Source organism: Propioniciclava tarda (assembly GCF_900182665.1).
GTDB lineage: Bacteria > Actinomycetota > Actinomycetes > Propionibacteriales > Propionibacteriaceae > Propioniciclava > Propioniciclava tarda.
Map to the genome: position 1 here is coordinate 20000 of NZ_FXTL01000006.1, position 23344 is coordinate 43343.

A 23344-nucleotide genomic window follows, 5' to 3' on the forward strand; every position below is an offset into this window, starting at 1 on the left:
AGGCTCAACTCAAGGGTTGAGTTCACCAGACTCAACCTTGGACGCCGCCGCGCTATTCCGCGATGGAGGGCCCTTCTTGCGGCCGGGTTGGCCAACTGCGCACCCCGACGCCATGAGCGGCAGATCTAGCGTGAACGCAGCGGCAGCACGAGCGCGAGGGCCCGGCAGAACTAGCGCGCGCACCCCTTGCTCACTCGCGACGGGCCACTCTGAAGGCGTCCCCACTGCACCCGTCTTCAGCGCAGCGCCGGGATCAGCGCCTGCAGTCCGTCGATCACCATCGCCACCGCGATGGCAGCGATGATCATGCCCATCAGGCGGGTCATGATGCCGCGGAGGGTCTGCGACATCCGGTTGCCGATCGCTGGCGCGAACCACAGCACCACGAACAGGATCGCCAGCACGATCAGCAGCGCGGCCACGATCGCGGTCACGCCCGGGACGTCCTTGGCCTGACCGGTGAAGACGATCAGCGCCGTGATCGTTCCCGGACCCAGCAGCATCGGAAAGGTGAGCGGATAGAAGGACACGTCGCCGACGGCGTCCGAGGTTCGATCGGACGCCGACCCGGGCGTCCGCTCGAGATCGATGCCCGCGCTCGGGTGGGCGGCCTTCGCCCGCATGCGAGCCTTCTCGTGCGGCGTCCCGTCGTGGGCGTCGCTTCCGCCGTTGAGCATTCCCAGGCCGATCATGCCCAGGACCAGACCGCCGGCGACCCTGAAGTGGTTCACCGAGATGCCGAAGAACGACAGAATCGCGGTGCCACTCAGCATGATCACGACCGCCATGATCAGGCTGTACAGCGCAACGCGTACGGCCGTTGCCCGTTGTCGCCGCAGATCATCGCCGCTCGTCAGCGTGAGGAACATGGGCAGCGACACGAACGGGTTCATGATCGCGAAGAAGCCGCCGAGGGCTTTGACGAAGAGTGCGACATCCACGCCAGCATCCTGGCACTCGGGGTTCGTTGGCGCCGGACGCTGGGTGAGCTCGTCGTTCATGGCGACGGTCGACCCCTTCTGGGCGGCCAACCGCAGCCAAGACGCCTGCAGCACGGAGGGCCAACGGCGACGCGTTCAGTCGGTGACGGACGCGTCCGGCGGCAGGAGGTGGAGCGCGCGCGGGTCGCGGACGGCGAAGGCGAACGCGGCGTCCTCGATGGCCTGGTCGTCGGCGGTGAGGCGTCCGTCGTGCTGGCGCCGATGGACCTCCCAGGTCGGCACCTGGAACAGCTCCATGAAGCGGTCCGGCGCCTCGCCGACGCGGTAGAGCTCCCAGCGAGTGGCGCCGCTGCGCAGGCGCGAGAGGCGCAGGGCGTCCATGGCGACGAGGAACTCGGCCTCGTCCTTGGGGTCGATCTCGATCTCGAGCGTGACCAGCACCGGACCGGCCTGGGGGTCGGGCTCTGACTCGAACGCCGGCTCGCTCCAATACGCGACCGGCGAGCGGTCGGGGTAGACCCGCTCGGGGAAGGGGAAGAAGTACGAGCCCGCGGCGCTGGCCGCGACCAGGGCGGCCGCGGCCAGGACAGCCTCGGTCAGCCCGATCCACTGCGTCGCCAGTCCCCAGACCGGGGACGCCAGCGCGAGAGTCCCGAGGAACGCCATCAGGTAGACCGCGATCGCGCGGGCGCGCACCCAGCCGGGGACGAGCAGCTGCAACTCGGAGACGACGACCGAGACGGTGGCGGTCCAGCCGAGGCCGCACACCATCAGCGGGATCAGCGCCACCCACAGCGTGTGCGCGAACGCCAACGCCCCTAGTGAGGCCGCGAACGCGAGCGCCGCCAGGATCAGCGACTGGTTGGCGGTGAACCGCTCGCGGACGCGTCCGATGATCAACGCGCCGCCCAGCGCGCCGAGCCCGAGGGCGGCGAACAGGACGCCGTAGCCGGCGGCGCCCAGGCCGAGCTGGCGGCTCGCGATCAGCGGCAGCAACGCCCAGACCGCGGCGGCGGGTCCGACGAAGGACGACAGACGCACCAGCAGGCGGCGGATCATCGGGTCGTGCCGGACGTAGCGTCCGCCAGCCAGGAGCGCCGGGAAGAACCGCTCGGGGTCGGAGCGTCGAACCCTCGGACGCCGCCACGCGATCAGCACGGCACCCAGGAACAGTCCACACACGGCGTTCAGCGCGAACACCACCGGGACACCCCACGCGGCGATCAGCGCCCCCGCGATCGCAGGCCCGGCCGCGCGCGCCACGTTGACGCTGATCATGTCGAGCCTGGTCGCGGCCGGGATATGCGTCCGGGGCACCAGTTCGGTGATCATCGCCTGCCAGGTCGGCGACAACATCGCCGTTCCGACGCCCACGGCGAAGGTGAACGCGAGCATCAGGGCGGGCGGCATGAGCCCGATCGCGGTGAGGACCGTCAGCAGGATCGCCACCGTCACGAAGTAGATCTGGACGCCGATCATCAGCCAGCGCCGGTCGAACGAGTCGGCCAGGACGCCAGCGGGCAGCGCCAGAAGCATCATCGGCAGCGTGCTCGCGGTCTGCACGAGCGTGACGATCGTGGCCGCGTTCGGGTCGTTGACGAACAGCCACTGCGCGCCCACGGTCTGCGCCCACGCGCCGAGGCTCGCGACGATCATCCCCAGCCACAGCCAGAAGAAGGCGCGCCGCTTGAGCGGCGCCCACATCGACACCCGCTCGGCCGGTTGGTCACTCACCCACGGCCCCCTCCTGTTCTGTTCGGACGCCGATGCTGCGCGTCGGCGTCTAGCGTCGTCGAGAACGCCGTGCGACTGTCCGGTTTGACCGGCGGACCGGTGGCCCTCGTCAGGGTGGTGGACGAACAGTCGTGGCACTGAACCCGAATAGGGTGGTCCGGTGATCTTCTCGTCCCGGCTCTCTGCTGCGGGTTCAGCTCCGGAACAGCGCCCTGCCGATCGGGCGTCCTGCCGATGACTATCACCGAAGCCATCAGGGTCATCGACCTGCTCGGCACGTTCGCGTTCGCGGCCAACGGCGCCTATGCGGCCGTCCGCGCCGCGAAGGTCGACATCGTCGGGCTGATCGTCCTGGGGTCAGTGACGGCCGTCGGCGGCGGGATCATCCGCGACGTCCTGCTGGACGTCCAGCCCGTCGCGCTCGCCACCTGGATCTACCCCACCGTGGCCCTGGTCGGCTCCTTGGTTCCCATCGTGTTGCGGCGTCCCCGGCGGCTGCTCGGACGCACCATCGGCATGCTCGACACCATCGGACTCAGCCTGTTCTGCGTTGTCGGAGCCCAAAAGGCCCTCGAACACGGGCTCGGCCCGGTGCCGGCCATCTGGTTGGGCGTCGTCACCTGCATCGGCGGCGGCATCCTGCGCGACGTCATGACCAAGCGGGTTCCGGCGGTGCTCAAGGAGGGCTTCTATGCGGTGCCCGCCGCCGCCGGTGCGGCCGTCGTGGCCGTCGCGCCGCTCCTGGGCACGGGCGCCGGGGTGGCGATGGCGACCGGGGCCGCCACCTGCTTCCTGCTGCGCATGATCGGCGTCACCCTCAAGGTGAACCTGCCCGCCACCCATCAGTCGCCCGCGCCCGCGGCGTCCGAGTCGCCCACGAGCGAGCGCGCGATCGAGCCACCGTCACCGGGCGCACCCGACGTCGAGGCGGAGACCAAGTCCCACCGCGCGGACCAGACCTGAGAGCCCGGACGCCCGCGCGTTGGTCCCGACCGAACGCTAGCCCCCGAGCGAACGTCTTTGACCCCGAGCGGACGCGTGCTCCCGACCGGATGCCGCTCTGCGCACGTCAGGCCTGGTCGGACGCCACTCGCGCGACGTGCAGCGTCAGGTAGGCGATCTCGTCGTCCGTCAGCGCGGACCCGAGCCGCAACTCGAGGATCGCCGCCAGCCGGTCGGCGCACTCGAGCGCGCGCGGGTAGGCCTCCCGGATCGCGGAGCCGATCGTGGAGTGCTCCTGCGCGAGCTGGCGGTGCTGCTCGATCCGCACGAACAGGTATCTCAGGTGCGTGATGAAGCGACCCACGCTGACCGATCCCAGGTCGAGCGCGAAGCCGTAGGTCCGCTCGATGACCTCGATGAGCTGCTGGATGACGCCGGTCATCGTGTAGGTGAACGACAGGTCGCCGGTTGAGAAACCCGCGTTGACCAGGTGCAACGCCAAGGCGACGGCCTCGGCGTCCGGCAGCGGCGTCTCGACGCGACGGTTGACGGCGGCCAGCAGGGCGACCGACTGGCGGTACTCCTCGGGGTACAGGTTCTGGACCTCGGCGAGCAGTGGGTAATCGAACACCATGGCGAGGTCGAGGCGCTTGAGGGCGAAGCTGACGTGGTCGGCGAGCGCGATGACGAGCGTCGGGGAGGCTGCCGCGCGGGCGTCCAGGCCGGCTTCGGTCATGGCGGACGCGACCAGCGCGATGTGCTCGGGCGGGATGCCCGCCAGCAGCGCGGCGAGGTGGTCGGGGTCGCGTCCGTCGGCGGGGACGAACGTGCGAGCGACCTTGTCGGCGGCGACGACCTGACCCGGCCGGGCCTGGTAGCCCAGGCCACGGCCGGTCAGGATGACTTCGCCACCAGCGTCGTCCAGCGCGAGGACGACGTTGTTGTTGAAGACGCGGACCACCCTCACGGCCGACCCGCGCCTTCAACAGTTCTCATGGACGTCAGCGAACCACGTCGATGACGGGAGCACCGGCCACGACGGTCTCGCCGACGTGCGGCGTGACCGAGCCCATGGCCTTGGTGTTGGTGACGGTGACCATCGTGGTCGTGTCGTACCCGGCGGCGCGGATGCCGTCCAGGTTGACCTCGGCCAACAGATCACCGGCGTTCACGTGCGCACCCTTCTCGACGGCCACGGTGAAATTCTCGCCCTTCAGACGCACCGTGTCGATGCCGATGTGCACGAGCACCTCGACGCCGGAGTCCGTCTTGATGCCGAACGCGTGACCGCTCTTCGGCACCGTCAGCAGGACGCCGCTCACCGGCGACGTGATGCGTCCGGACGTGGGGATGATCCCGACGCCGTCACCGAGCACCCGGGACGAGAACACCTTGTCGTTCACGTCGTCGAGCGCGACGACGCGTCCACCGACGGGGGCGACGATCGTCGTCTTCGTCCCGGCGGCGGACGCCGCAGGTGCGGCCGCGACGGGGGCGGGGGCAACAGCCGCGGCGGCCGGGGCGGCCACCGAACCGGCGCCGACCAGGGCCAGCTCGCGCTCGCGGGCGAGGTCAGCGGCCTCCTGGGCGCGCTCGGCCTCTTCCTCGGCCTTCTGCTCCGGCGTCCGGTAGTCGGAGATGATGACGAGGATCATGGCCGTGAAGAACGCGGCGGTGATCGCGATGACGTAGACCCACACCGGGTTGAAGACGGGGATGGTCAGCAGCGAGGTGAACGCGAACGTCCCCGTCTTCACGCCGCCGGAGCTCCAGCCCAGGATGCCCGTGACGAGACCGCCGACGAGACAGCCGATGAGCATGCGCGGGTAGATGCGCTTGTAGCGCAGGTGGATGCCGTAGAGGGACGGCTCCGAGATGCCACCCAGCAGGCCGGCGGCCAGGGCGCCGATGGCGGTCTGCTGCAGCTCGCGGTTCTTGTTGCGCGTCGTCAAGTAGAGGACGCCGGCGGTCGCGCCGAAGCAGGCGAAGTTCCACGAGCCCATGGGGCCCTGGATGAAGTCCTGATGGTTGGTGGCGGCGCTCGCGATGTTGGCGAGCATCAGGGCGTTCAGCGGCCAGTGCAGTCCGAGCGGGACGAGGAACGGGTACAGCAGCGGGATGATGATCGCGAACAGGATCGGAGCGTTGCCATTGAGCCAGGCGAGGCCGGAGCCGAGGCCGGTGCCAAGCCAGATCCCGAGCGGGCCGATGAGGAAGGCCGTGACCGGGATCATGATGAGCATCGAGAAGAACGGCACGAACACCATCTGGATGTTCTCGGGGAAGATCTTCTTCAAGAACCGGTAGACCAAGGCCAGCACCGCGACCATGATCAGCGGCACGAACACCTGGCCGCCGTAGCCGTTGAGCTGCATCGGCAGGCCGAAGATCTGGGCGACGCACGAGTCGGTGCCCAGGGTCGGGTTCGTCGTGCAGACGGTGCCCGGGAAGACCTTCGGGTTGCTGAGGCTCATGTACTCAGGTGTGAACAGCGCCGCCATCACCGTGGCGCCGAGCCACGGGTCGACCTTCAGCTTCTTGGCGGCGTTGTAGGCCACCATCACGGGCAGGAAGTAGAGGACGGCTCGCCACATCGAATCCCAGAAGATCCAGCTTGCGCCCGCCTCCTTGGCACGGTCGACGCCCTGGAAGGGGACGATGTGGAACGCGTCCAAGACAGCCGCGATGGCGATGATCAGCGAGCCGCCCAGCAGCACGCCCAGCAGCGGACGGAACGAGTCGGACAGGTACTCGAAGAAGGCGTCAAGCCACGCGAACTTGCCGCGTGCCTTCGCGCGCTCAGCGGCCTTGACATCGGCGTCGCTGAGGCGTCCGCTGCCAATGCTCTTCATGGCCGGCAGAGCCATGATGTCGCTGAAGTAGGACTGGACCGCGCCGCCGATGACGATCTGGTAGCGGTCGCCGGACTGGGGGACGGCGCCCATGACGCCGGGGATGGACTCGACGGTCTTGGTGACGACCTTCGAAGCATCGTTGAGCTCGAAGCGCAGGCGCGTCGCGCAGTGGGTAAGGGATCGGATGTTTCCTGGACCGCCGACTGCGTCGACGATCTGTTCGGCTGAGGTGGCCATGGCTCTCCTTCGGGCTGGGTCGACGGCCGCGCTCACAAGGCCTCGCAAACAAAAAGACCCGAGACGCACACGAAGTGCCTCTCAGGTCTTGCCTCATCGAGGAGTAGCAACCCTGCGAACGAACCGTTCGCTGCGCACATTACGGTCGCGTGCGGGAGGCGTCAAGAGAGGCAGCCCTAAGCGGCCACGTTGGCGGTCCACAGGGTCGTGACAGCCGCGTCCGTGGTCGCCAGGTAGATGGACCCATTCCGCTCGACCAGGGCGGTCGGCGTCCCGGGGGGCGCGGTTTGTTGCCGGACGCCGGCGCCCGCGACGTTGAGCAGCACTCCCCCGGACGCCGTCGGGAAGGCCAGCTGGCCCGTCGTCGGGCTGGGGACCTTGGCGCCCTCCGGAACGCCGATGGTCGGCAGAGCCAGTTCGGACGCCGCCACGCCACTCAGTCGCCACGCGCGGGCGTGGCCGTCGGCCCCCACGCCGGCGATCAGGCAGTCGGACGGGCCACAGCCGATCGCCTCCGCGCGTCCGGGCCCGCCGGGGAGCGCGACGCGGGTCCATGGCCCGGACGCCCCGCGCGCGACCCACGCCGCTGGCGTCTGGCTCGCCTCGCCGGTCAGGTCGATCTCGTCGCCGACGAGAACCAGGCCGGACGCCGTGGCCGCGATGCCCGCCGCCTTGCGGAGCAGCTGCGGCGTCGATCTCAGGTCGGGCGACGCCGGGAGACGCGTCCAGGTGGCCGGGCTGGCCGGCGTCCAGAGGGCGATGTCGAGGCCGACCGCACCGGCCCAGGAGCCGGCGATCACCGGACCCTCCGGGCCGGACGTGATCCCGACGAGCGCACCCGCGCCCCAGCCACCGAACGTCTCGAAGGGCTGCGGCTGTTCGACCAACGTCAGGTTTGAGGAAGTGGCCGCCGAGCCGGCCGTCGGACTAGGGGCTTCGACAGGCTCAGCCACCGTGCCAAAGGTCCAGGACCCGTTCCCGGCCCCTGAGCTTGTCGAAGGGGAGCTTGTCGAAGGGGAGCTTGCGGAACGCGAGCTTGTCAAGGAACCCCAGACCGACCACCGGACGTTGCTGTGGGCGCCGCCCCGTGCTCCGCCGACCGCGACCAGTCCGTCCGGACCGGACGCGAACCCCAGCCAGGACGCCTCAGCGCCGTAGCCCGTTGTCGGACGCACCTCGACCGGAGACGACAGCCCAGCCCGAAACACCAACACCCGCGGCGCCTGCCCCTTCGCCGCGTCCGCGGCTAGGCCGACGATGACGGCGTCCGGCGCCACCCCGAGCGCGGAGACGCCCGTCACCTCGACCGGGCGCCAGTCCAGCAGTTGCGCCGGCGGTTGGGCGCAGGCAGCCAACGCGAGGGCGAGGACGACCGTGCCCGCCCAGGCGAGAGGCGTCCAGGACCGCATCGCCGACATGCCGGGCACTGTACGTCGTCGTTGTCGGCCCATGCTGCCCCCGAACCCCCCGAGGCGCCTCACCTGTGACGTTGGTGGCGCCTACCCCGACAAAGTCACACGCGAACCGCCTCAGCGCGCCCGCTGGTCGTGCCAGGCGACCCAGGTCCGGGCGCACCCAGTTTGAGCAGCAGCGGGCGCGCACACCTGGGCGCCCCCTCCCTGGGACCGCGCGACTAGTCTTCACGCAACGAAGGAGGTCCCATGGCTCGACGACTCGGCGGCGCAACGACCTGGCTCAGCATCGCGGCAACGGGCCTGGCGGCCGCGGCAGTGGTCGGCGACCGCATCCAGAAGGTGAAGCGCATCCCGTCCGAGCTCCGGGCGCCGATGGCTTACGTGCCGTTGACCTTCAACGCGACCACCCTCGGTTTCCTGCGCAGGGCGCTGGCCAACCTGCCGGCGCCGACGCTGCCGGGGGTGTCGACCCGCGGCCAGGCGATCGAGGGTCCGGACGCCAACCCCAACCTCACGGTGCTGATCTCGGAGCGACCCGACCGACCGAAGGGCTCGCCGGTCCTGCTGTGGATCCACGGCGGCGGCTTCGTAGCCGGCAACGCGGCGTCGTCGACGCCCGTCTGTCGTCGCTACGCCAACGACCTGAACGCCCTGGTGGTCAGCGTTGACTATCGCCTCGCCCCCGAGCACCCGTTCCCGGCGGCGCTGGACGACTGTTTCGCGGCACTCACCTGGGTGCGCGACAACGCCGAGGCCCTCCGCATCGATCCGGACCGCATCGCCATCGGCGGCGACTCGGCGGGCGGCGGCCTCGCGGCCTGCCTCGCCCAGCGCGCCACGGACGCGGGCATCCCGCTGGCCCTGCAACTCCTGATCTACCCCATGCTGGACGACCGCACCTGCACCAAGACCCCGCCGCCCGGCGTCGGCGAGCTGGTCTGGACGCCGGCGTCCAACCTTTTCGGCTGGACGTCCTATCTCGGCGCCGAGCCCGGCGGCCCGGCCGCGCCGCCGTACGCGGTGGCGTCCCGTCGCGCCTCGCTCGCCGCGCTGCCGCCCGCCTGGATCGGCGTCGGCACCCCGGACCTGTTCGTCGGCGAGGACGTCGCCTACGCCGAGCGGCTCCGCGCCGAGGGCGTCGACGTCACGATCGAGGTGGTCGAGGGCCTCTATCACGGCGCCGACGGCCTGGCCCTCAACGCCCCGCAGTCGAAGCTGTTCTACGCCTCCCAGGTGGACGCCCTGCGCGCCGCCTGGGGCGTCGCCGCCCCCTAGCCGCCGAACGCCCCAGCGGCGACCGAGTCCCGCCCCAACACGATTTGACGGACTCCGCACGCGGGTAGCGTGGACGCGTCGAAAGGCCACCCATGCTCACCATCACCCACCTCACCAAGCACTACGGCGACAAGACCGCCGTCGCCGACCTGAGCCTGACCGTGCCGCCCGGGGCCATCACCGGCTTCATCGGACGCAACGGCGCCGGCAAAACCACGACCCTCCGCTCGGCGGCCGGCATCCTCGACTTCGACGCCGGGGTCATCACCATCGACGGCCACGACGTGCGCACCGACCCGGTCAGCGCGAAGCGCGTGACGGCCTTCCTGCCCGACAACCCCGACCTGTACGAGTTCATGTCCGGGCTCGACTACCTGAGCTTCATCGCCGACATCTACGGCATCCCAGCCACATCCCGACGCAGCCTCATCGAGCGCTACGCGACCGCGTATGGCATCGACGGCGACCTGGGCTCGTCCGTCGGCAGCTATTCGCACGGCATGAAGCAGAAGCTCGCGTTGGTCAGCGCGTTGATCCGGACGCCGCGGCTGCTCATGCTGGACGAGCCGTTCGTCGGCCTCGACCCGGTCGCCGCGCACAGGCTCAAGGGCGACCTGCGCTCGCTCTGCGACGCCGGGGGTGCCGTGCTGTTCAGCACGCACATCCTCGAGGTCGCGCAGGCGCTGTGCGACAACATCGCCATCATCTCCGCCGGACGCCTCGTCGTCTCCGGACCGACCTCCTCCGTCGTCGGCGACTCGTCGCTCGAGAAGGTCTTCCTCGATCTGCAGGGGGACTCCGCCGGCGCGGCCCCGCCCGGAGCCACGCCCCAGCCGGCCCAGGAAGGTCCGCAGCCGGGGGCGTCCGCATGACGCTGTTGTGGACGCTGACGCGCGTCCAGTTGCGCGGACTGCTGACCTCGATCGGCGCCCGCAACACGCGCAAGTCGAAGGTGCGGTCTGCGTGGCTGATCCTGGCGCTGTTCGGGGCACTCGCGGTCTACATAAGCTCGGTCTACTCGTTCGCGCTGGCCGCCATGCTGGCCCCGACCGGCAACGCCGATCTGGTGCTCATGCTGATGCCCGCCCTCGGCCTGATCTTCGCGGTGCTGATGGGCTCGCAGGCTGCCGGCATGTTCGTGTTCGCGGGACGCGACAACGACCTGCTGCTGGCGCTGCCGATCTCGCGGCTGACGCTCGCACTCGCCAAGCTCGCTGCGGTCGGCATCGAGAACCTGCTGCTCATGGCCTGCATGCTGCTGCCCGCGGGCCTCGCCTACTCGATGCACGGCGTCACGCCGGGCTGGTTCTGGCCAGTCCTGATCCTGGACGCGGTGCTGCTGGCTCTGCTCGCCACGGCTGCATCCGTCCTGTTCGGACTAGGGATTTCGGTGATCCGCAACCTGCGCCAGGGCACCACGATCGTGAACGTCGCGGGCATGGTGCTGCTGCTCGCGCTGGTGGGCGGCTCGGCGGTTGCGCAAGTGCCGCTCATGGAGCGCCTGACCTCGAACCCGGGTTCGGTGCGGGCAGGGGTGCGGACGTGGTTGGCCCCGCTGGCGTGGGTCCGCGACGGCGCGATCGACGGCTCGCCGGGGGCCATCGCGTTGCTCGGCCTCGCCACGGTCGTGCCGTTCGCTGCCGTTGCCTGGCTGGTCGGGCGCGCCTTCGTCGCCCTGGTCTCGGGGGCGTCCGCACGGCGGGGCACGGCAGTGAGGGTCGACCTCGACGCCCTGCGCACCCGATCGCCGTTCGCCGCGCTGGTGCGACGCGAGGCGAAGCGGTTCTTCGGCACGTCGATCTACTTCCTCAACACCGGCATCGGGCTCGCCTTTCTGCTCGTCGGCGCCGGCTATCTCCTGGTCGTCCGCTCACTGCCCAACGAGTGGTGGACCGTGGCGTCCGTGATCGCCGTGACCCCAGCGACGCTGGCCGCGCTGGCGGCGTCCGGAATGCTCACGACCGTGACGACGACGGCACCGTCCATCTCGCTGGAGGGGCAGCGTCTGTGGATCGTGAAAAGCGCCCCGCTGGCGACCTCCACCATCCTGGGCGCGAAGCTCGCGTTCAACGTGCTGCTCATGGCCGTCGGCATCGTCCCGTTCGCCATCGCGGCCGCCATCGCCACCCGGGCCGGCATCGCGGACGCCCTGCTGCTGGTCGCCCTGCCGCTGGCCGTGGGCGTGCTGGTCGCGGAGTTGGGCCTGATCTACAACCTCGTGTGGACGAACCTCAACGCCGCCAACGACACCATCATCGTGAAGCAGAGCGCGGCCGTCGTGGTGACGCTGTTCAGCGGGATGGCGCTCGTCTTGCTAGCGGCGGTGGCTGGTCTCGCGATGGCGAGGCCGCTGGGGGCCTCCGCAGCGTTCGGCCTGGTCACTGGCGTTCTGGCCCTGCTGGCCCTCGGTGGCTGGACGCTGATCCGCACCTGGGGCGTCCGGCGGTTCGCGACGCTGCTGTAGGCAAGCACTGATCTGTCGCTGGAGCCGGTCGAAGCCGTCTCGGCAAGGGGCTTCGACAAGCCCAGCCAACGAATGACCCCTCAGTGTTTCTTAGAGGCCCGTGGCCGGATCGCGGTCGGTGAGGCAGTAGACCTGGCCGCCCGGCGCTCGCAGGACCGTCCAGCGCTCGCGGACGTCGACCACCTCCGCGCCCAGCCCGACGTGCCGCTGGGTGACGGCTGCACGGTCGCGCACCGCCAGGTCCGGATGCGCCCGCACCGGCCCCGACGCCTCCCCCAGCTTCTGCAGCAGGACGCGCGCGCCGGCGTCCGGGTCGGGCAGGAAGACGAACTCCGGACGCCTGCCCTGGACCGGCTCGCGGCCCAGGACCTGCGTCCAGAACGCGACTTCGGCGTCCCACCACAGGGCCGGGATGTCGATCGCCACCTGGTCGGCCACGGTGTCGCCGCCGCGGTAGAGGCGTCCGGGCCGGCCGAGCGTGCAGCAGAACAGCAGCCCGCCCGGCGACCGCAGCACCTCGACGTCGTGGTAGCGCCACGCCGGGGACGCCCCCGCCGCCAGGACCGCGCGGACGGCCTCCGGCCTGGTCAGGCCGTCAAGATCGAGATGGACGCCGCCCTCGGCGTCCATGCGCTGCAGCTTGACCCAGGCGTCCCCGGACGGCGGCACCAGCGTGACGAACTGGCCGGTCTCGCCGCGCGCGGGTGAGACCGTGCAGCCCAACGCCGCGGCCCAGAAGGGCACCGCGGCGTCCCACCCGGACGCAGGAACGTCGATGAACAGCTGCAACCAGACGGGACGGGTCATGCCCGGACGCTACTCCACGCCCACGCAACGACTGGTGGCGGAGTTGTTGTTGCCCCACAACACCAACTCCGCCACGTAACGTCGCCAGCGTCGCGCGCGGTGGGGTTGAAGACGCATTTCTAGTACCCACCACACCCACCGGACGCCCCCGTGGTCAGGCGCCCCGGCCAGGCGCCCTACGATGACGATGAACGTGAACAGAGGAGCGAAACTCGTGAGCGACGGTCAAGCACTGTCCGGGATGGGCGCGATCATCGGCGACGGCGGCATAGGCTTCCGCGTCTGGGCGCCGCATGCCGAGGCCGTCACCGTGATGGGTGACTTCAACAGCTGGGACGCCGGCGCGACCCCGCTGGCGTCCGAAGGCAACGGCTACTGGTACGGCTTCGCCGCGGGGGCGTCCGTCGGCCAGCAGTACAAGTACTCGATCACCAACGGCGGCAACACCGTCGCCCGACGCGACCCCTACTCGCTGCAGGTGACCAACTCGGTCGGCAACTCGGTGATCTACGACCACGGCGCCTTCGACTGGGAGGGCACCTCGGCCCACTGCCCGCCGCATAACGAGCTCGTCGTCTACGAACTGCACGTCGGCACGTTCAACAAGGCCTTTGGCAACGTCGGCAACCTCTACGACGCCGCGTACCGCCTCGACCACCTCATCGACCTAGGCGTGAACTGTGTCCAGATCATGCCGGTCGCCGAGTTCGCCGGGGACGTCTCCTGGGGTTACAACCCGTCCGACCCCTTCGCGGTCGAGAGCTCCTACGGCGGCCCGGACGCCCTCAAGACGTTCGTCCGCGAGTGCCACAAGCGCGGCATCGCCGTCATCCAGGACGTGGTCTACAACCACTTCGGACCGTCCGACCTCGATCTCTGGCAGTTCGACGGCTGGAGCGAGAACGGCAAGGGCGGCATCTACTTCTTCAACGACTGGAAGAGCTCGACGCCCTGGGGCGATACGCGTCCTGACTACGGTCGCGGCGAGGTCCGGCAGTACATCAACGACAACGCCATGATGTGGCTGCGCGACTACCAGATGGACGGCCTGCGCCTCGACATGACCCCCTATATGCGCTCCGTGGACGGCTCCGGCTTCGAGATCCCCGAGGGCTGGTCGTTGATGCGCTGGATCGCCGACAGCGTCCGCACCGACTTCCCTGGACGCATCCTGATCGCCGAGGACCTGCACGGCAACGCCGCGGTGACGAGCCTGGACGCCGACGGCGCCGGCTTCCATGCGCAGTGGGACAGCCATTTCGTGCACCCGATTCGGGAGGCCCTCACCACGACGAACGACGAGTGGCGCTCGATCCCGAGCGTCGTCGACGCGATCAGCACCAACTACGGGGACGCCTTCGCGCGCGTCATCTACACCGAGAGCCACGACGAGGTCGCCAACGGCAGCGCCCGGGTGCCGGCCGAGATCGATCCGGGCGACCAGTCCGGCTGGGCGGCGCAGAAGCGCTCGACGTTGGGGGCCGCCCTGGTGCTCACGTCGCCGGGCATCCCGATGCTCTTCCAGGGTCAGGAGTTCCTGGAGGGCGCGTGGTTCCGCGACAACGTGCCGCTGGACTGGGCTCGTGACGGCCACTTCCAGGGCATCGCCAACCTCTACCGCGACCTGATCAACCTGCGCCTCAACCGGGCCCAGCAGACCCGCGGGCTCACCGGCCAGGGCCTCAACGTCTACCACGCCAACGACGACGACAACCTGATCGTCTTCCACCGCTTCGCCGACGGAGGCCCCGGCGACGACACGATCGTGGTCGTCAACCTGTCGAACGAGGCGCAGTCCGACCTCACCATCGGGCTGCCGCGTCCCGGTCTGTGGAAGCTGCGGTTCAACTCGGACGCCGCCGCCTATAGCGCGCTCTTCGGCGACTTCGACTCGTTCGATGCTGAGGGCTTCGAGGGCGAGGCCGATGGCCAGGCCTGGCACGGCACCGTGTCGATCGCGCCCTATTCGGCCTTGGTCTATAGCCAGGACGCCTGAGCAGCGACCTGAACGACGACGAGGGCCCCGGGAGTGATCCCGGGGCCCTCTCGCTTAGCTACTGCGCGCGAGTCAGGACTCCTGGCGCTCGTCGACCTCCGTGGTCTCGACGTGCAATGGCTCGTGGTCGAGGATCTCGGCCTCGTCGATGGCGTCCTCGGCAACCGTGGACGCCGGCTCGGCGGTCTCGGCGCCGTCGACGAGGTCGAACATGCCGGGAGCGTCGTCCTTGGCGACGGACTTAGCCTGCGCCTGGGCCTTGGCCAGAGCGTCGCGTCCGCGATCGGCGAGGTCCTTATAGGTGTGGCCCAGTTCCTCGACGAACTTGTTCACCTGGGCCGTGAACTGCTCGAGGATCGCCTTGCCCGGGTCGCCTTCGCCGGCCTCGGCGAGCGTTGCCCGCTGCTTGTCGGCGAACTCGCGCTGCTTGTCCGCGAACTCGCGCGCCTTGTCGGCGACGAGGTTGGCGAAGCCCGCGGCGGCGTAGGCGGTCTCGGACGCGAACTTCATCGCGAGGTCGCCCAGCTGGTTCGGGGTCACCTTGTCGATCTTGTCGATCGTCAGCTTGTCGTCGGCCTTGTCGACGATCTCCTCAGCGGTGACGTCGGCGGGGGCGTCCGGAGTCTGAAACTCGTCGGCCTGGAACTCGTTGTCGGACATGGGTTCTCCTTCTCTGCCGGTCAGCCGGCGTGGGTGGGCTCGGGGTTACCGCCCTGGATCGGACCAGGGGCGGCGAGGAAGGCGGCGTACACGTCGAGCAGGGCGTGCTTCTGCGCGTCGGTCAGCCGCGGGTCGTTGCGGATCGCGCCCTGCACCGACGTCGGACGCGCCTCGTCGGTCGGGTCGATGCCCGCGTAGGAATAGAGGGTGCCTGCGGAGACTTGCAGCGCCGTCGCCAGCGACTGCAGCACCTCGGCCGATGGACGCCGCAGGCCGCGTTCGATCTGGCTCACGTAGGGATTGGAGATGCCGGCCCGCTCGGCGAGCTGGCGTAGCGACAGCTCCGCGGCGCGCCGCTGGGTGGCGATGAAGTCGCCGAGGCTCGCCGGACGCGCGTCCGTCTCCTTGGTCGACTCCCAGTCCTGCATGCGCACCATGCTGCTAGCTGGAGTTAGCAGATTCAAGGGCACGGCATCCGCCTGGACCCTGAGGCGTCCCTGACGCCGACCGCCGGACGCTAGCGGGCTAGCAGCTTAGGCTCGTCTCATGCGCCGCTTCACCCACCTGGAGTCTTCGCGTCCGGACCCTGCTCCGGCAACCCGCTGGCCGTCGTCCTGGACGCCGAGGGCCTGACCGACGTCCAACTCCAGGCCTTCGCGCACTGGACGCTGCTGTCGGAAACGACCTTCCTGCTGCCCCCGACCCGCCCGGACGCCGACTATCGGGTTCGGATCTTCACGACGTCGGAGGAACTGCCGTTTGCGGGGCACCCCACCCTGGGGTCGGCCCATGCCTGGCTGGAGGCGGGCGGCGCGCCGCGGCGTCCGGGCGTCGTCGTCCAGGAGTGTGGGGCCGGCCTGATCCAGGTGAAGGGCGCCGACGGCGTCCTGTGGTCCGGGCCTTCGTCGCAGGGTCACCCGCCGAAGACCCGGTCACCGGCTCGCTCAACGCAGCGGTCGCCGCTTGGCAGCGGGCCAAAGGCGCCGCGCCGGCGTCCTCTCAGGTGAAACAGGGCATGCAGCTGGGCTCGGACGGGCTGATCCACGTCCGGGACGACGCCGACGGACTGTGGATCGGCGGGGCCGTCCGGACGATGGTCCGCGGCACCGTCGAGCTCTGAGCCCGCTCCGGCGGACGTCCGCACTGGGCCGGGAGACCCACGCCGCGGACGGGCGTTGAGCGGCTGCGGGGCGCCGTGTGGTGAACGGAAGTGGCGATTGGACGCCGACCTTGCGACGATGTGCGGCATGAGCCACACCGCGGGGCCGTCCTCGCCTGAGCCCGACAGCTCCACCACCCCGGATCCGTTGACGGACCCACCGCGACCCGCGGTCCCCGCGGAGCCTCAGGACACCAAGCACGGCCCGGCTACCGGTCTGGCGCTCGCCGCACTCGGCGTCGTTTTCGGCGACATCGGCACCTCGCCGCTGTACTCGCTGCAGACCGTCTTCAGCATCAACCACAACACCGTCGCCGCCACGCGCGAAGACGTCTTCGGCGTCATCTCGATGGTGTTCTGGACGCTCATGATCATCGTCACCTTCAAGTACGCGATGCTCGTCATGAGGGCCGATAACGACGGCGAAGGCGGCATCTTGTCGCTCGTCGCACTGCTGCGGCTCAAGCTCGGCGGCAACACCAAGTTCGTCGGAATCGCCACCATCCTGGGCATCATCGGCGCCTCCCTCTTCTACGGCGACTCGGTGATCACTCCAGCGATCACCGTGATGTCGTCGATCGAGGGCCTGAAGGTCGTCAATGAGGGCTTCGCCGCCTGGGTGCTGCCCGCCTCTCTGGTGATCTTGTCGGCGCTGTTCGCGGTGCAACGCAAGGGCACGGCAGCGGTCGGCAAGTTCTTCGGACCCATCATGGCCCTGTGGTTCTTGGCCCTCGCGGCCGCAGGCCTACCGTGGGTGTTGGCCAACCCCGAGATCTTGGGCGCTCTCTCGCCCCACCACGCCTTGTTGTTCGTGGTCCGGACGCCGTGGGTCGCGTTCATCGCCTTGGGCGCCGTCGTCCTGGTCATCACCGGCACCGAGGCGCTGTACGCCGACATGGGCCATTTCGGCCGTGGCCCCATCCTGCTGGCGTGGTTCATCCTCGTGTTGCCCTGCCTCACCGTGTGCTACATGGGCATGGGAGCCATGATCCTGCTGCACCCCGACTACGTCGACAATCCGTTCTTCAGGCTCGCGCCTGACTGGGCGAAGGTGCCGATGGTCGTCCTGGCGACCATGGCGTCCGTCATCGCCTCGCAGGCCGTGATCTCGGGCGCGTACTCCGTGTCCCGCCAGGCCACCCGACTCGGACTGCTGCCCCGGCTCAACGTCAAGCACACCTCCAAGGAAGAGGGCGGGCAGATCTACATCGGCTCCATCAACTGGATCCTGTTCTTCGGCGTCGTCACGCTCGTCGCGGTCTTCCAGAGTTCGGAGCACCTCGCCGCCGCGTACGGCTTGGCCGTCACCGGCACCCTGCTGCTGGAGTCGTTCCTGTTCCTCTGCCTGGCTGCGTGGGTCTGGAAGGTCGGGCCACTGAAGATCGCGGTCGCGGTCTGCACCTTCGTGGCGCTCGAGGTGGTCTTCTTCGCCGGCAACGTGACGAAGATCGTCAGCGGCGGCTGGCTTCCGCTCCTCATCGCCGCCATCGTCATCACGATCATGACGACCTGGATGAAGGGGAACGCGAACGTCAAAGCAGAGCGGGCCGGCATCGAGGGTCACCTCGACGAGTTCATCGCGGACCTGCACCAGCGGAAAATTCCCCGCGTTCCCGGTCTCGCCGTCTTCCCGCACCCGGACCGGCAGACGACACCGCTCGCGCTGCGCCAGCTGGTCGACTTCACCCACGTCCTGCACGACCAGGTGGCGATCGTCAGCATCATCAACGAGAACGTGCCGCACATCCGGCACGTTGATCGGGCGTCCGTTCACGACCTCGGGTACACCGACGACGGCATTGTCCACGTGTCGTACCGGGTCGGCTTCAACGACTCCCAGGACGTCCCGAAGGCGCTGCTGTGGGCCCAGGGCAAGTGCCCGGAGATGGATCTCGATCCGGATGAGGCGCGCTACTTCCTGTCGTCGCTGCGACTGGACGCCGCGGACGTCCCGACGCTGCGGACCTGGCGCAAGCAGCTGTTCTTGACGTTGGCGTCCGCCGCCGCGAACCGCACGTCGGTCTTCCACCTCCCGCCGGAGCGGACGGTCGTCATGGGAGCCCAGCTGCGCTACTAGGGTGCGATCGGGGAGGGTTGACGCCGACGGGCGGCCGCCCTCCCCTTTCGTTTCAGCGCCGCCTACCCTGGGCAGGGAACCTTCAGGAGGCTTCATGGGACTGTTCGCCAAGACGACCCTGGTCGACCCGCGGGTCGCCCTGCCCGGACGCGAGGCGTCCATTCTCGGGCCGTGCCAGCACCTGGTGTTCGGGGTGGACGTCCATGACACGCCGCCCGGTTCGGAGGTCGCCTACTTCGCGCTGGGCTGCTTCTGGGGCGAGGAAAAGCTGTTCTGGTCGATGCCGGGCGTGACCAACACGGCCGTCGGCTACATGGGCGGCATCACGCCCAACCCGACCTACGAGGAGGTCTGCTCGGGACGGACCAACCACACCGAGACGGTCCGAGCCTGCTTCGACCCGACCATCGTCAGCTACGAGGCGCTCGTACGGCACTTCTTCGAGGCGCACGACCCCACGCAGGGCATGCGTCAGGGCAACGACGTCGGCACCCAGTACCGCTCGGCGCTGTTCGTGTCGGACGCCCAACGGAGCGTCGCCGAGGGCGTCCGGGATCAGTTCGCGGAAGCCTACGCGCGGGCCGGATACGGGGCGATCACGACCGAGATCACGGACGCGGGTCCGTTCTACTTCGCCGAGGGCTACCACCAGCAGTACCTCATCAAGAACCCGGGGGGCTACTGCCCGATCCATGCCACCGGGGTGTGCTTGGCGTGAACGCTCGCTGCGGCCGAGGCTTGCGTCCTCGCTGTCCACGATGAGTGCGTCGTACGAGGCTGCCATCAGCGAGATTGCTGGGTCCTTCACCGACCATGCACCGATATTGAGGTCGCCCGACGGATGGTTCGGACGCCCCATGGACAACTGTCACCGCTTGACCTCCGTCACCGTACGGGACGACGGCCTCGCGATCGGCTTGGACAACCTCCAGACCCTGACCATCCGTGGCCCCTTCCGGGTGGTCCGGGCGGGCAAGGAGCTCGCCATGACGGGCTTCTCTACGGCGGTCTTCGGGTGGCGCGCAGATGGATCGCGGGCCCCTCAGCCCACGAAGAGCTACACCTCGGGGACCATCGACTTCGTCAGCCTCTGAGCGAGAGGTCCGGCACGGCCCCGAGCGGCACCGGACCCTCCGCCCGAGCCCGTGGCGACGTCGCTGGCGATCGCCTCGCCATGAACCAACCGATTCGCTCTCCCAGGACGACCATGACCAACGCCCTTGCTCCCGGCTTCCTCGCACCCACCCCGACCCAGGCACCGCCGTGGCGGCGCGGGAGCTGGCCGGTCTGGATCGCCGCCGTCATATGGGTGCTGCTGTTCGTTCGCGACGTGCCGAGCCTTGTTCAGGGCCTGCTGGGCGAGCAGCCGCTGCTCAGCACGGGCGCCGTCACGCTGCTCGGGCTGGTGCTGCTCTTCCTCGCCGCGCTGGCCGTCGCCGCCCTGGCCCCCGGACGCCTGACCGCCGGCCACCTCGGACTCTGACGAGGCGTCCACACAAGGTTGGCACCCTGGTGCTGCCTGCTCGACGTGCGGTTCCCGTTGGGGGACCGTCAGAGGCCTTGCACGACAAGATCGCCGGCACCGTCGTCGTGCAGGTGCCGCGGCGCCGCTGAGGCGTCCGACCTCAGTCGTGGTGGGCCGGGTCAAAGGCATCGAAGCCCGGCGTTTCCAGTTCGATCGTCGAGTGTGCGATCTCGAAGTGCGCCGAGATGCACTCCTTGAGCGCCCGCAGGATCTCGGGCGCGTGCCCGTCGTTGAAGCACTCGTCCGCCACCACGACGTGCGCCGACAGCACCGGTAGCCCGGACGCCACGGTCGACGCGTGGAGCTCGTGGACGCCCTGCACGTGCTCGACCTCGAGGATGTGGCGACGTACCTCGTCCAGGTCCAGCCCGGTCGGGGTGAACTCCATCAGCACGGACGCCGTCTCGCGCAGCAGCATGACCGCCCGGGGCACGATGAGGGCCACGATGGCGAGCCCGGCGACGGCGTCCGCCGCCTGCCAGCCGGTCAGTGAGATCACGACGGCGGCCGCGATGACGCCGACCGAGCCGAGCGCGTCGCTCGCCGCCTCCAGGAAGGCGGCTCTCATGTTGAACGTGGACGCCCGCTGGGAGGCCAGCACGGCCACGGAGATCAGATTGCCGACCAGCCCGATCACGCCGAACGCCAACAGCTCGGCCCCCGGAACCTTCGGCGGATCGGACAGCCGGTGCAGCGCTTCGACGGCCGCGAACACCCCGACGGCCAGCAGAATGCCGGCTTGGGCCTGCGCGGCGAGCACCTCGATGCGGCGGAAGCCCCAGGTGCGCCGGGCCGATGACGGACGCAACATCAGGTGCGACGCCACGAAGGCGACAGCGAGCCCCAGCACGTCGGTGAGCATGTGGGCGGTGTCGGTGAGCAGGGCCAGCGAGCCGGTCCACACGGCCCCGACGAGCTGCGCCACCAGGATCGCGCCGGTGATCCCGAGCGCCACGCCGATGCGGCGACGCTGGTCCGGGGCCGCGGTGGCATGCGAGTGCCCGTGACCGTGATCGTGACCGTGCCCCACGTCGACACCGTAGCCGCCGGAGTGGACAACTGAAGAGCCCCAACGCCCTCGCGCGGGGCCCCAAGAGCGTCGATCTGGCTACTGTCGATCCATGCGTCCCGACCATCTGCCGCTGCTGCCGTCCGTCTCCGCCCCGCAGGTCCACCCCGACGGCACCTGGGCCGTCGTGGCCGCGTCCTACCCCAGCCTGGATGCCGACGCGTACGTCGGCCAGCTGTGGCGCATCGACCTGCGGGGCGCCGAGCCGCCCCGCCGCCTCACCAGAGGCAAGGCGGACGCCGCCCCGCAGTTCTCCCCGGGCGGCTCTCTCATCGGTTTCCTGCGCGCCCCCGCCGACGGACGCCCCCAAGTGCACGTCATCCCTGCGGCCGGCGGCGAACCCGTCCAAGCCACGGACGCCAAGCTGGGCGTCGGCGAGTTCACCTTCGCGCCCGACGAACGTCTGCTCGCCTTCACGGCCCGGACGCCCGAAGAGGGCCGCTACGGCACCCTCGATGGGGTCGGCGCCTCCGCCGAGGACGCGCGCCGCATCACGACCCTGCAGTTCCAGTCCAACGGCCTGGGCTGGACCAACGACCGCCGCCGCCAGCTGTTCGTGACCGAGGTGCCGGACCCCTACGGCGAGCCGTTCGTCGAGCCCAAGGGCCGGGCGGCGAAGGCCCTGGCCGACGCCAAGCTGGCGGCCGCGGCGTCCGATCTCGACAAGCCGGTCGACGTGCCGGGGGCGGTACGTCCGGCGACGCAGCTCACCCGCGGCGACTTCGACCACAGTGACCCGACGTTCGTCCCGGACGGCACCCTGCTCGCCGCCTCGTCCCGCCACGACGAGCGCGACCTGGACCTCCTCACCGAGGTCTTCGCCTTCGCCCTGACCCCGGACGCCGACCCGCGCCCGATCGCCCCGGGGCTGAACGCCTACGAAGCGTGCGGTGCCGCGGACGGCGCCACCATGTTCCTGATCGGCGCCGACCTGGGCGACACCAACCGCGACTTCGTCGGACGCCTCGGTGGCGTCTTCGCCCTGGACGCCTCGGGCGAGCCCCGGCGGCTCACCGACGCCCAGACCGTGCAGGTCGAGCACGGGCTGACGCCCTTCGGACGCGACGGCGTCCTGACCATCGTCAACGAGCGGGGGACGACGCGTCCGCTGACGGTCCGCGCGGACGGCACCGTCGCAACGTGGCCGACGGGCGAGGCGTCCGTGCTGGGCGCCGCCGAGATCCCCGGCGACCCCACCCGCATCGTCGTCACCGTCACCACCCCCGACTCCCCGCCCGAGGTCGGCATCCTGGACGCCTCCGGCGCGCTGACCGTGCTGACCGACTTCTCCGGACGCCTCCGCGCGGCCTCGCCCGGGGTGCGTCCGATCGAGCTCACGGCCACGGCGTCCGACGGCTACCCGGTCCACGGGTGGGCCTACGTCCCTGCGGGGGATGGCCCGCACCCCGTCCTGCTCAACATCCACGGCGGACCGCACTCCACCTACGGTCCCACGTTCTTCGACGAGTTCCAGGTGTACGCCGAGGCCGGCTACGCCGTCGTCGCCTGCAATCCGCGCGGCTCGGGCGGCTACGGCGAGCACCACGGACGCGTCATCAAGGACGCCATGGGCGACCTGGACGCCTCCGACATCCTGAGCTTCCTCGACCACGCGCTGGCGAGCGTCCCGGGGTTGGACGCCTCGCGCGTCGGCGTCCAGGGCGGCAGCTACGGCGGCTACATGACGGCGTGGCTGATCGGCCACACCGACCGCTTCGCCGCCGCGATCGTCGAGCGGGGCTTCCTCGACACCGAGAGCTTCATCGGCCACTCCGACATCGGCTGGTTCTTCGTCGAGGAGTACAACGGCACGGACGCCGCCCATCGCGTCACGCAGTCGCCGATGTCGTTCGCGTCGGAGGTGCGGACGCCGACGCTGGTGATCCACTCCGAGGACGACCTGCGCTGCCCGCTCGGACCCGCCCTGCGCTACTACACGACGCTGAAGCTCAACAAGGTGGACGCCGAACTGCTGGTCTTCCCGGGCGAAAACCACGAGCTGTCGCGCTCCGGGACGCCGCACCACCGCAAGCAGCGGTTCGACGCCATCCTCGACTGGTGGGGACGGCACCTGCCGCTCGCCTGAGCTGGACGCCTCGGCGGCGCGCCTCACCGGGCACCTGATCCGGTCGCGATAGACAAGAACCGCGACCGGATCACGTATGAGGTGACCCGGTCGAACGCTTCG

General features: G+C 69.7%; 20 protein-coding genes and 1 pseudogene. 12 read left to right on the top strand and 9 right to left on the bottom strand.

Going from position 1 to position 23344, the window contains the following annotated elements; all coding sequences use genetic code 11:
• Window positions 1-236: 236 nt before the first annotated feature.
• Together FN821_RS06245 and FN821_RS06250 are read right to left on the bottom strand one after the other, a co-directional pair.
• Entirely contained in the window at window positions 237-941 is a 705-nt protein-coding gene (locus FN821_RS06245) for a MarC family protein (protein WP_165489284.1), read from the bottom strand.
• Between the two features lie 135 nt (window positions 942-1076).
• On the bottom strand, window positions 1077-2675 hold the full coding sequence (locus FN821_RS06250; RefSeq protein WP_241660142.1) for an MFS transporter: 1599 nt from the start codon (window positions 2673-2675) through the stop codon (window positions 1077-1079).
• 234 nt (window positions 2676-2909) lie between these two features.
• Here FN821_RS06250 and FN821_RS06255 point away from each other — a divergent pair, with 234 nt between their 5' ends.
• Window positions 2910-3638, top strand: a complete 729-nt coding sequence (locus FN821_RS06255) for a trimeric intracellular cation channel family protein (protein ID WP_131171863.1) — start codon at window positions 2910-2912, stop codon at window positions 3636-3638.
• A 106-nt stretch (window positions 3639-3744) separates the two neighbouring features.
• On the opposite strand, the gene FN821_RS06260 is transcribed toward FN821_RS06255, so the two are convergent.
• From FN821_RS06260 to FN821_RS06270, 3 genes are all read right to left on the bottom strand, one after another.
• Window positions 3745-4584: a PRD domain-containing protein gene (locus FN821_RS06260; RefSeq protein WP_131171864.1), complete on the bottom strand. Its 840-nt coding sequence runs from the start codon at window positions 4582-4584 to the stop codon at window positions 3745-3747.
• A 34-nt stretch (window positions 4585-4618) separates the two neighbouring features.
• Window positions 4619-6709, bottom strand: a complete 2091-nt coding sequence (locus FN821_RS06265; protein WP_131171865.1) for a glucose PTS transporter subunit IIA — start codon at window positions 6707-6709, stop codon at window positions 4619-4621.
• Between the two features lie 176 nt (window positions 6710-6885).
• Window positions 6886-8127, bottom strand: coding sequence for a hypothetical protein (locus tag FN821_RS06270; protein WP_131171866.1), 1242 nt, complete (start codon window positions 8125-8127; stop codon window positions 6886-6888).
• A 243-nt stretch (window positions 8128-8370) separates the two neighbouring features.
• Here FN821_RS06270 and FN821_RS06275 point away from each other — a divergent pair, with 243 nt between their 5' ends.
• The 3 genes from FN821_RS06275 to FN821_RS06285 all read left to right on the top strand — a co-directional run bounded on the left by FN821_RS06275 (window position 8371) and on the right by FN821_RS06285 (window position 11863).
• Window positions 8371-9399 (top strand): alpha/beta hydrolase, encoded by a 1029-nt coding sequence (locus FN821_RS06275; protein WP_131171867.1) that lies wholly within the window; start codon window positions 8371-8373, stop codon window positions 9397-9399.
• 92 nt (window positions 9400-9491) lie between these two features.
• Window positions 9492-10271, top strand: a complete 780-nt coding sequence (locus FN821_RS06280) for an ABC transporter ATP-binding protein (protein ID WP_131171868.1) — start codon at window positions 9492-9494, stop codon at window positions 10269-10271.
• Window positions 10268-11863 (top strand): hypothetical protein, encoded by a 1596-nt coding sequence (locus FN821_RS06285; RefSeq protein ID WP_131171869.1) that lies wholly within the window; start codon window positions 10268-10270, stop codon window positions 11861-11863. The genes FN821_RS06280 and FN821_RS06285 overlap by 4 nt, the downstream gene beginning before the upstream one ends.
• Before the next feature lie 90 nt (window positions 11864-11953).
• Here FN821_RS06285 and FN821_RS06290 read toward each other — a convergent pair whose 3' ends face one another.
• Window positions 11954-12670: a VOC family protein gene (locus FN821_RS06290; protein WP_131171870.1), complete on the bottom strand. Its 717-nt coding sequence runs from the start codon at window positions 12668-12670 to the stop codon at window positions 11954-11956.
• Window positions 12671-12884: 214 nt separating this feature from the next.
• On the opposite strand from FN821_RS06290, the gene FN821_RS06295 reads away from it, so the two are divergent.
• Window positions 12885-14666, top strand: a complete 1782-nt coding sequence (locus FN821_RS06295) for an alpha-amylase family glycosyl hydrolase (RefSeq protein WP_241660143.1) — start codon at window positions 12885-12887, stop codon at window positions 14664-14666.
• 72 nt (window positions 14667-14738) lie between these two features.
• Here the strand turns inward: FN821_RS06295 and FN821_RS06300 are convergent, their stop codons facing one another.
• Window positions 14739-15326: a hypothetical protein gene (locus FN821_RS06300; protein WP_131171872.1), complete on the bottom strand. Its 588-nt coding sequence runs from the start codon at window positions 15324-15326 to the stop codon at window positions 14739-14741.
• Between the two features lie 20 nt (window positions 15327-15346).
• Window positions 15347-15754, bottom strand: coding sequence for a helix-turn-helix domain-containing protein (locus tag FN821_RS06305; protein WP_131171873.1), 408 nt, complete (start codon window positions 15752-15754; stop codon window positions 15347-15349).
• A 201-nt stretch (window positions 15755-15955) separates the two neighbouring features.
• Here FN821_RS06305 and FN821_RS14640 point away from each other — a divergent pair.
• From FN821_RS14640 to FN821_RS06330, 6 genes and pseudogenes are all read left to right on the top strand, one after another.
• Window positions 15956-16141, top strand: a pseudogene (locus FN821_RS14640) (PhzF family phenazine biosynthesis protein); the annotation flags it as partial.
• Window positions 16142-16215: 74 nt separating this feature from the next.
• On the top strand, window positions 16216-16446 hold the full coding sequence (locus tag FN821_RS14645; protein ID WP_241660144.1) for a PhzF family phenazine biosynthesis protein: 231 nt from the start codon (window positions 16216-16218) through the stop codon (window positions 16444-16446).
• A 127-nt stretch (window positions 16447-16573) separates the two neighbouring features.
• Window positions 16574-18562, top strand: coding sequence for a potassium transporter Kup (locus tag FN821_RS06315; RefSeq protein WP_131171874.1), 1989 nt, complete (start codon window positions 16574-16576; stop codon window positions 18560-18562).
• Window positions 18563-18656: 94 nt separating this feature from the next.
• Window positions 18657-19280, top strand: coding sequence for a peptide-methionine (S)-S-oxide reductase MsrA (msrA, locus tag FN821_RS06320; RefSeq protein ID WP_131171875.1), 624 nt, complete (start codon window positions 18657-18659; stop codon window positions 19278-19280).
• A gap of 157 nt (window positions 19281-19437) precedes the next feature.
• Window positions 19438-19656 (top strand): hypothetical protein, encoded by a 219-nt coding sequence (locus FN821_RS06325; protein ID WP_131171876.1) that lies wholly within the window; start codon window positions 19438-19440, stop codon window positions 19654-19656.
• 113 nt (window positions 19657-19769) lie between these two features.
• The gene (locus tag FN821_RS06330; RefSeq protein ID WP_131171877.1) at window positions 19770-20045 is read left to right on the top strand and encodes a hypothetical protein; all 276 of its coding nucleotides are present in this window, start codon (window positions 19770-19772) and stop codon (window positions 20043-20045) included.
• A gap of 142 nt (window positions 20046-20187) precedes the next feature.
• On the opposite strand, the gene FN821_RS06335 is transcribed toward FN821_RS06330, so the two are convergent.
• Window positions 20188-21117 carry a cation diffusion facilitator family transporter gene (locus FN821_RS06335; protein ID WP_131171878.1) on the bottom strand — a complete coding sequence of 310 codons (930 nt, stop codon included), beginning with the start codon at window positions 21115-21117 and terminating at the stop codon, window positions 20188-20190.
• A gap of 91 nt (window positions 21118-21208) precedes the next feature.
• Between FN821_RS06335 and FN821_RS06340 the strand changes: the two genes are divergently transcribed.
• Window positions 21209-23242, top strand: a complete 2034-nt coding sequence (locus FN821_RS06340) for a S9 family peptidase (RefSeq protein WP_131171879.1) — start codon at window positions 21209-21211, stop codon at window positions 23240-23242.
• Window positions 23243-23344 lie beyond the last annotated feature (102 nt).

Bases quoted from the DNA above. Each gene is read 5' to 3' on its own strand.
- FN821_RS06270 (WP_131171866.1), bottom strand. From the start codon at position 8,127: ATGTCGGCGATGCGGTCCTGGACGCCTCTCGCCTGGGCGGGCACGGTC.
- FN821_RS06285 (WP_131171869.1), top strand. From the start codon at position 10,268: ATGACGCTGTTGTGGACGCTGACGCGCGTCCAGTTGCGCGGACTGCTG.
- FN821_RS06280 (WP_131171868.1), top strand. From the start codon at position 9,492: ATGCTCACCATCACCCACCTCACCAAGCACTACGGCGACAAGACCGCC.
- FN821_RS06255 (WP_131171863.1), top strand. From the start codon at position 2,910: ATGACTATCACCGAAGCCATCAGGGTCATCGACCTGCTCGGCACGTTC.
- FN821_RS06275 (WP_131171867.1), top strand. From the start codon at position 8,371: ATGGCTCGACGACTCGGCGGCGCAACGACCTGGCTCAGCATCGCGGCA.
- FN821_RS06315 (WP_131171874.1), top strand. From the start codon at position 16,574: ATGAGCCACACCGCGGGGCCGTCCTCGCCTGAGCCCGACAGCTCCACC.
- FN821_RS06340 (WP_131171879.1), top strand. From the start codon at position 21,209: ATGCGTCCCGACCATCTGCCGCTGCTGCCGTCCGTCTCCGCCCCGCAG.
- FN821_RS06265 (WP_131171865.1), bottom strand. From the start codon at position 6,709: ATGGCCACCTCAGCCGAACAGATCGTCGACGCAGTCGGCGGTCCAGGA.
- FN821_RS06305 (WP_131171873.1), bottom strand. From the start codon at position 15,754: ATGCAGGACTGGGAGTCGACCAAGGAGACGGACGCGCGTCCGGCGAGC.
- FN821_RS06300 (WP_131171872.1), bottom strand. From the start codon at position 15,326: ATGTCCGACAACGAGTTCCAGGCCGACGAGTTTCAGACTCCGGACGCC.
- FN821_RS06330 (WP_131171877.1), top strand. From the start codon at position 19,770: ATGACCAACGCCCTTGCTCCCGGCTTCCTCGCACCCACCCCGACCCAG.
- msrA (WP_131171875.1), top strand. From the start codon at position 18,657: ATGGGACTGTTCGCCAAGACGACCCTGGTCGACCCGCGGGTCGCCCTG.
- FN821_RS06290 (WP_131171870.1), bottom strand. From the start codon at position 12,670: ATGACCCGTCCCGTCTGGTTGCAGCTGTTCATCGACGTTCCTGCGTCC.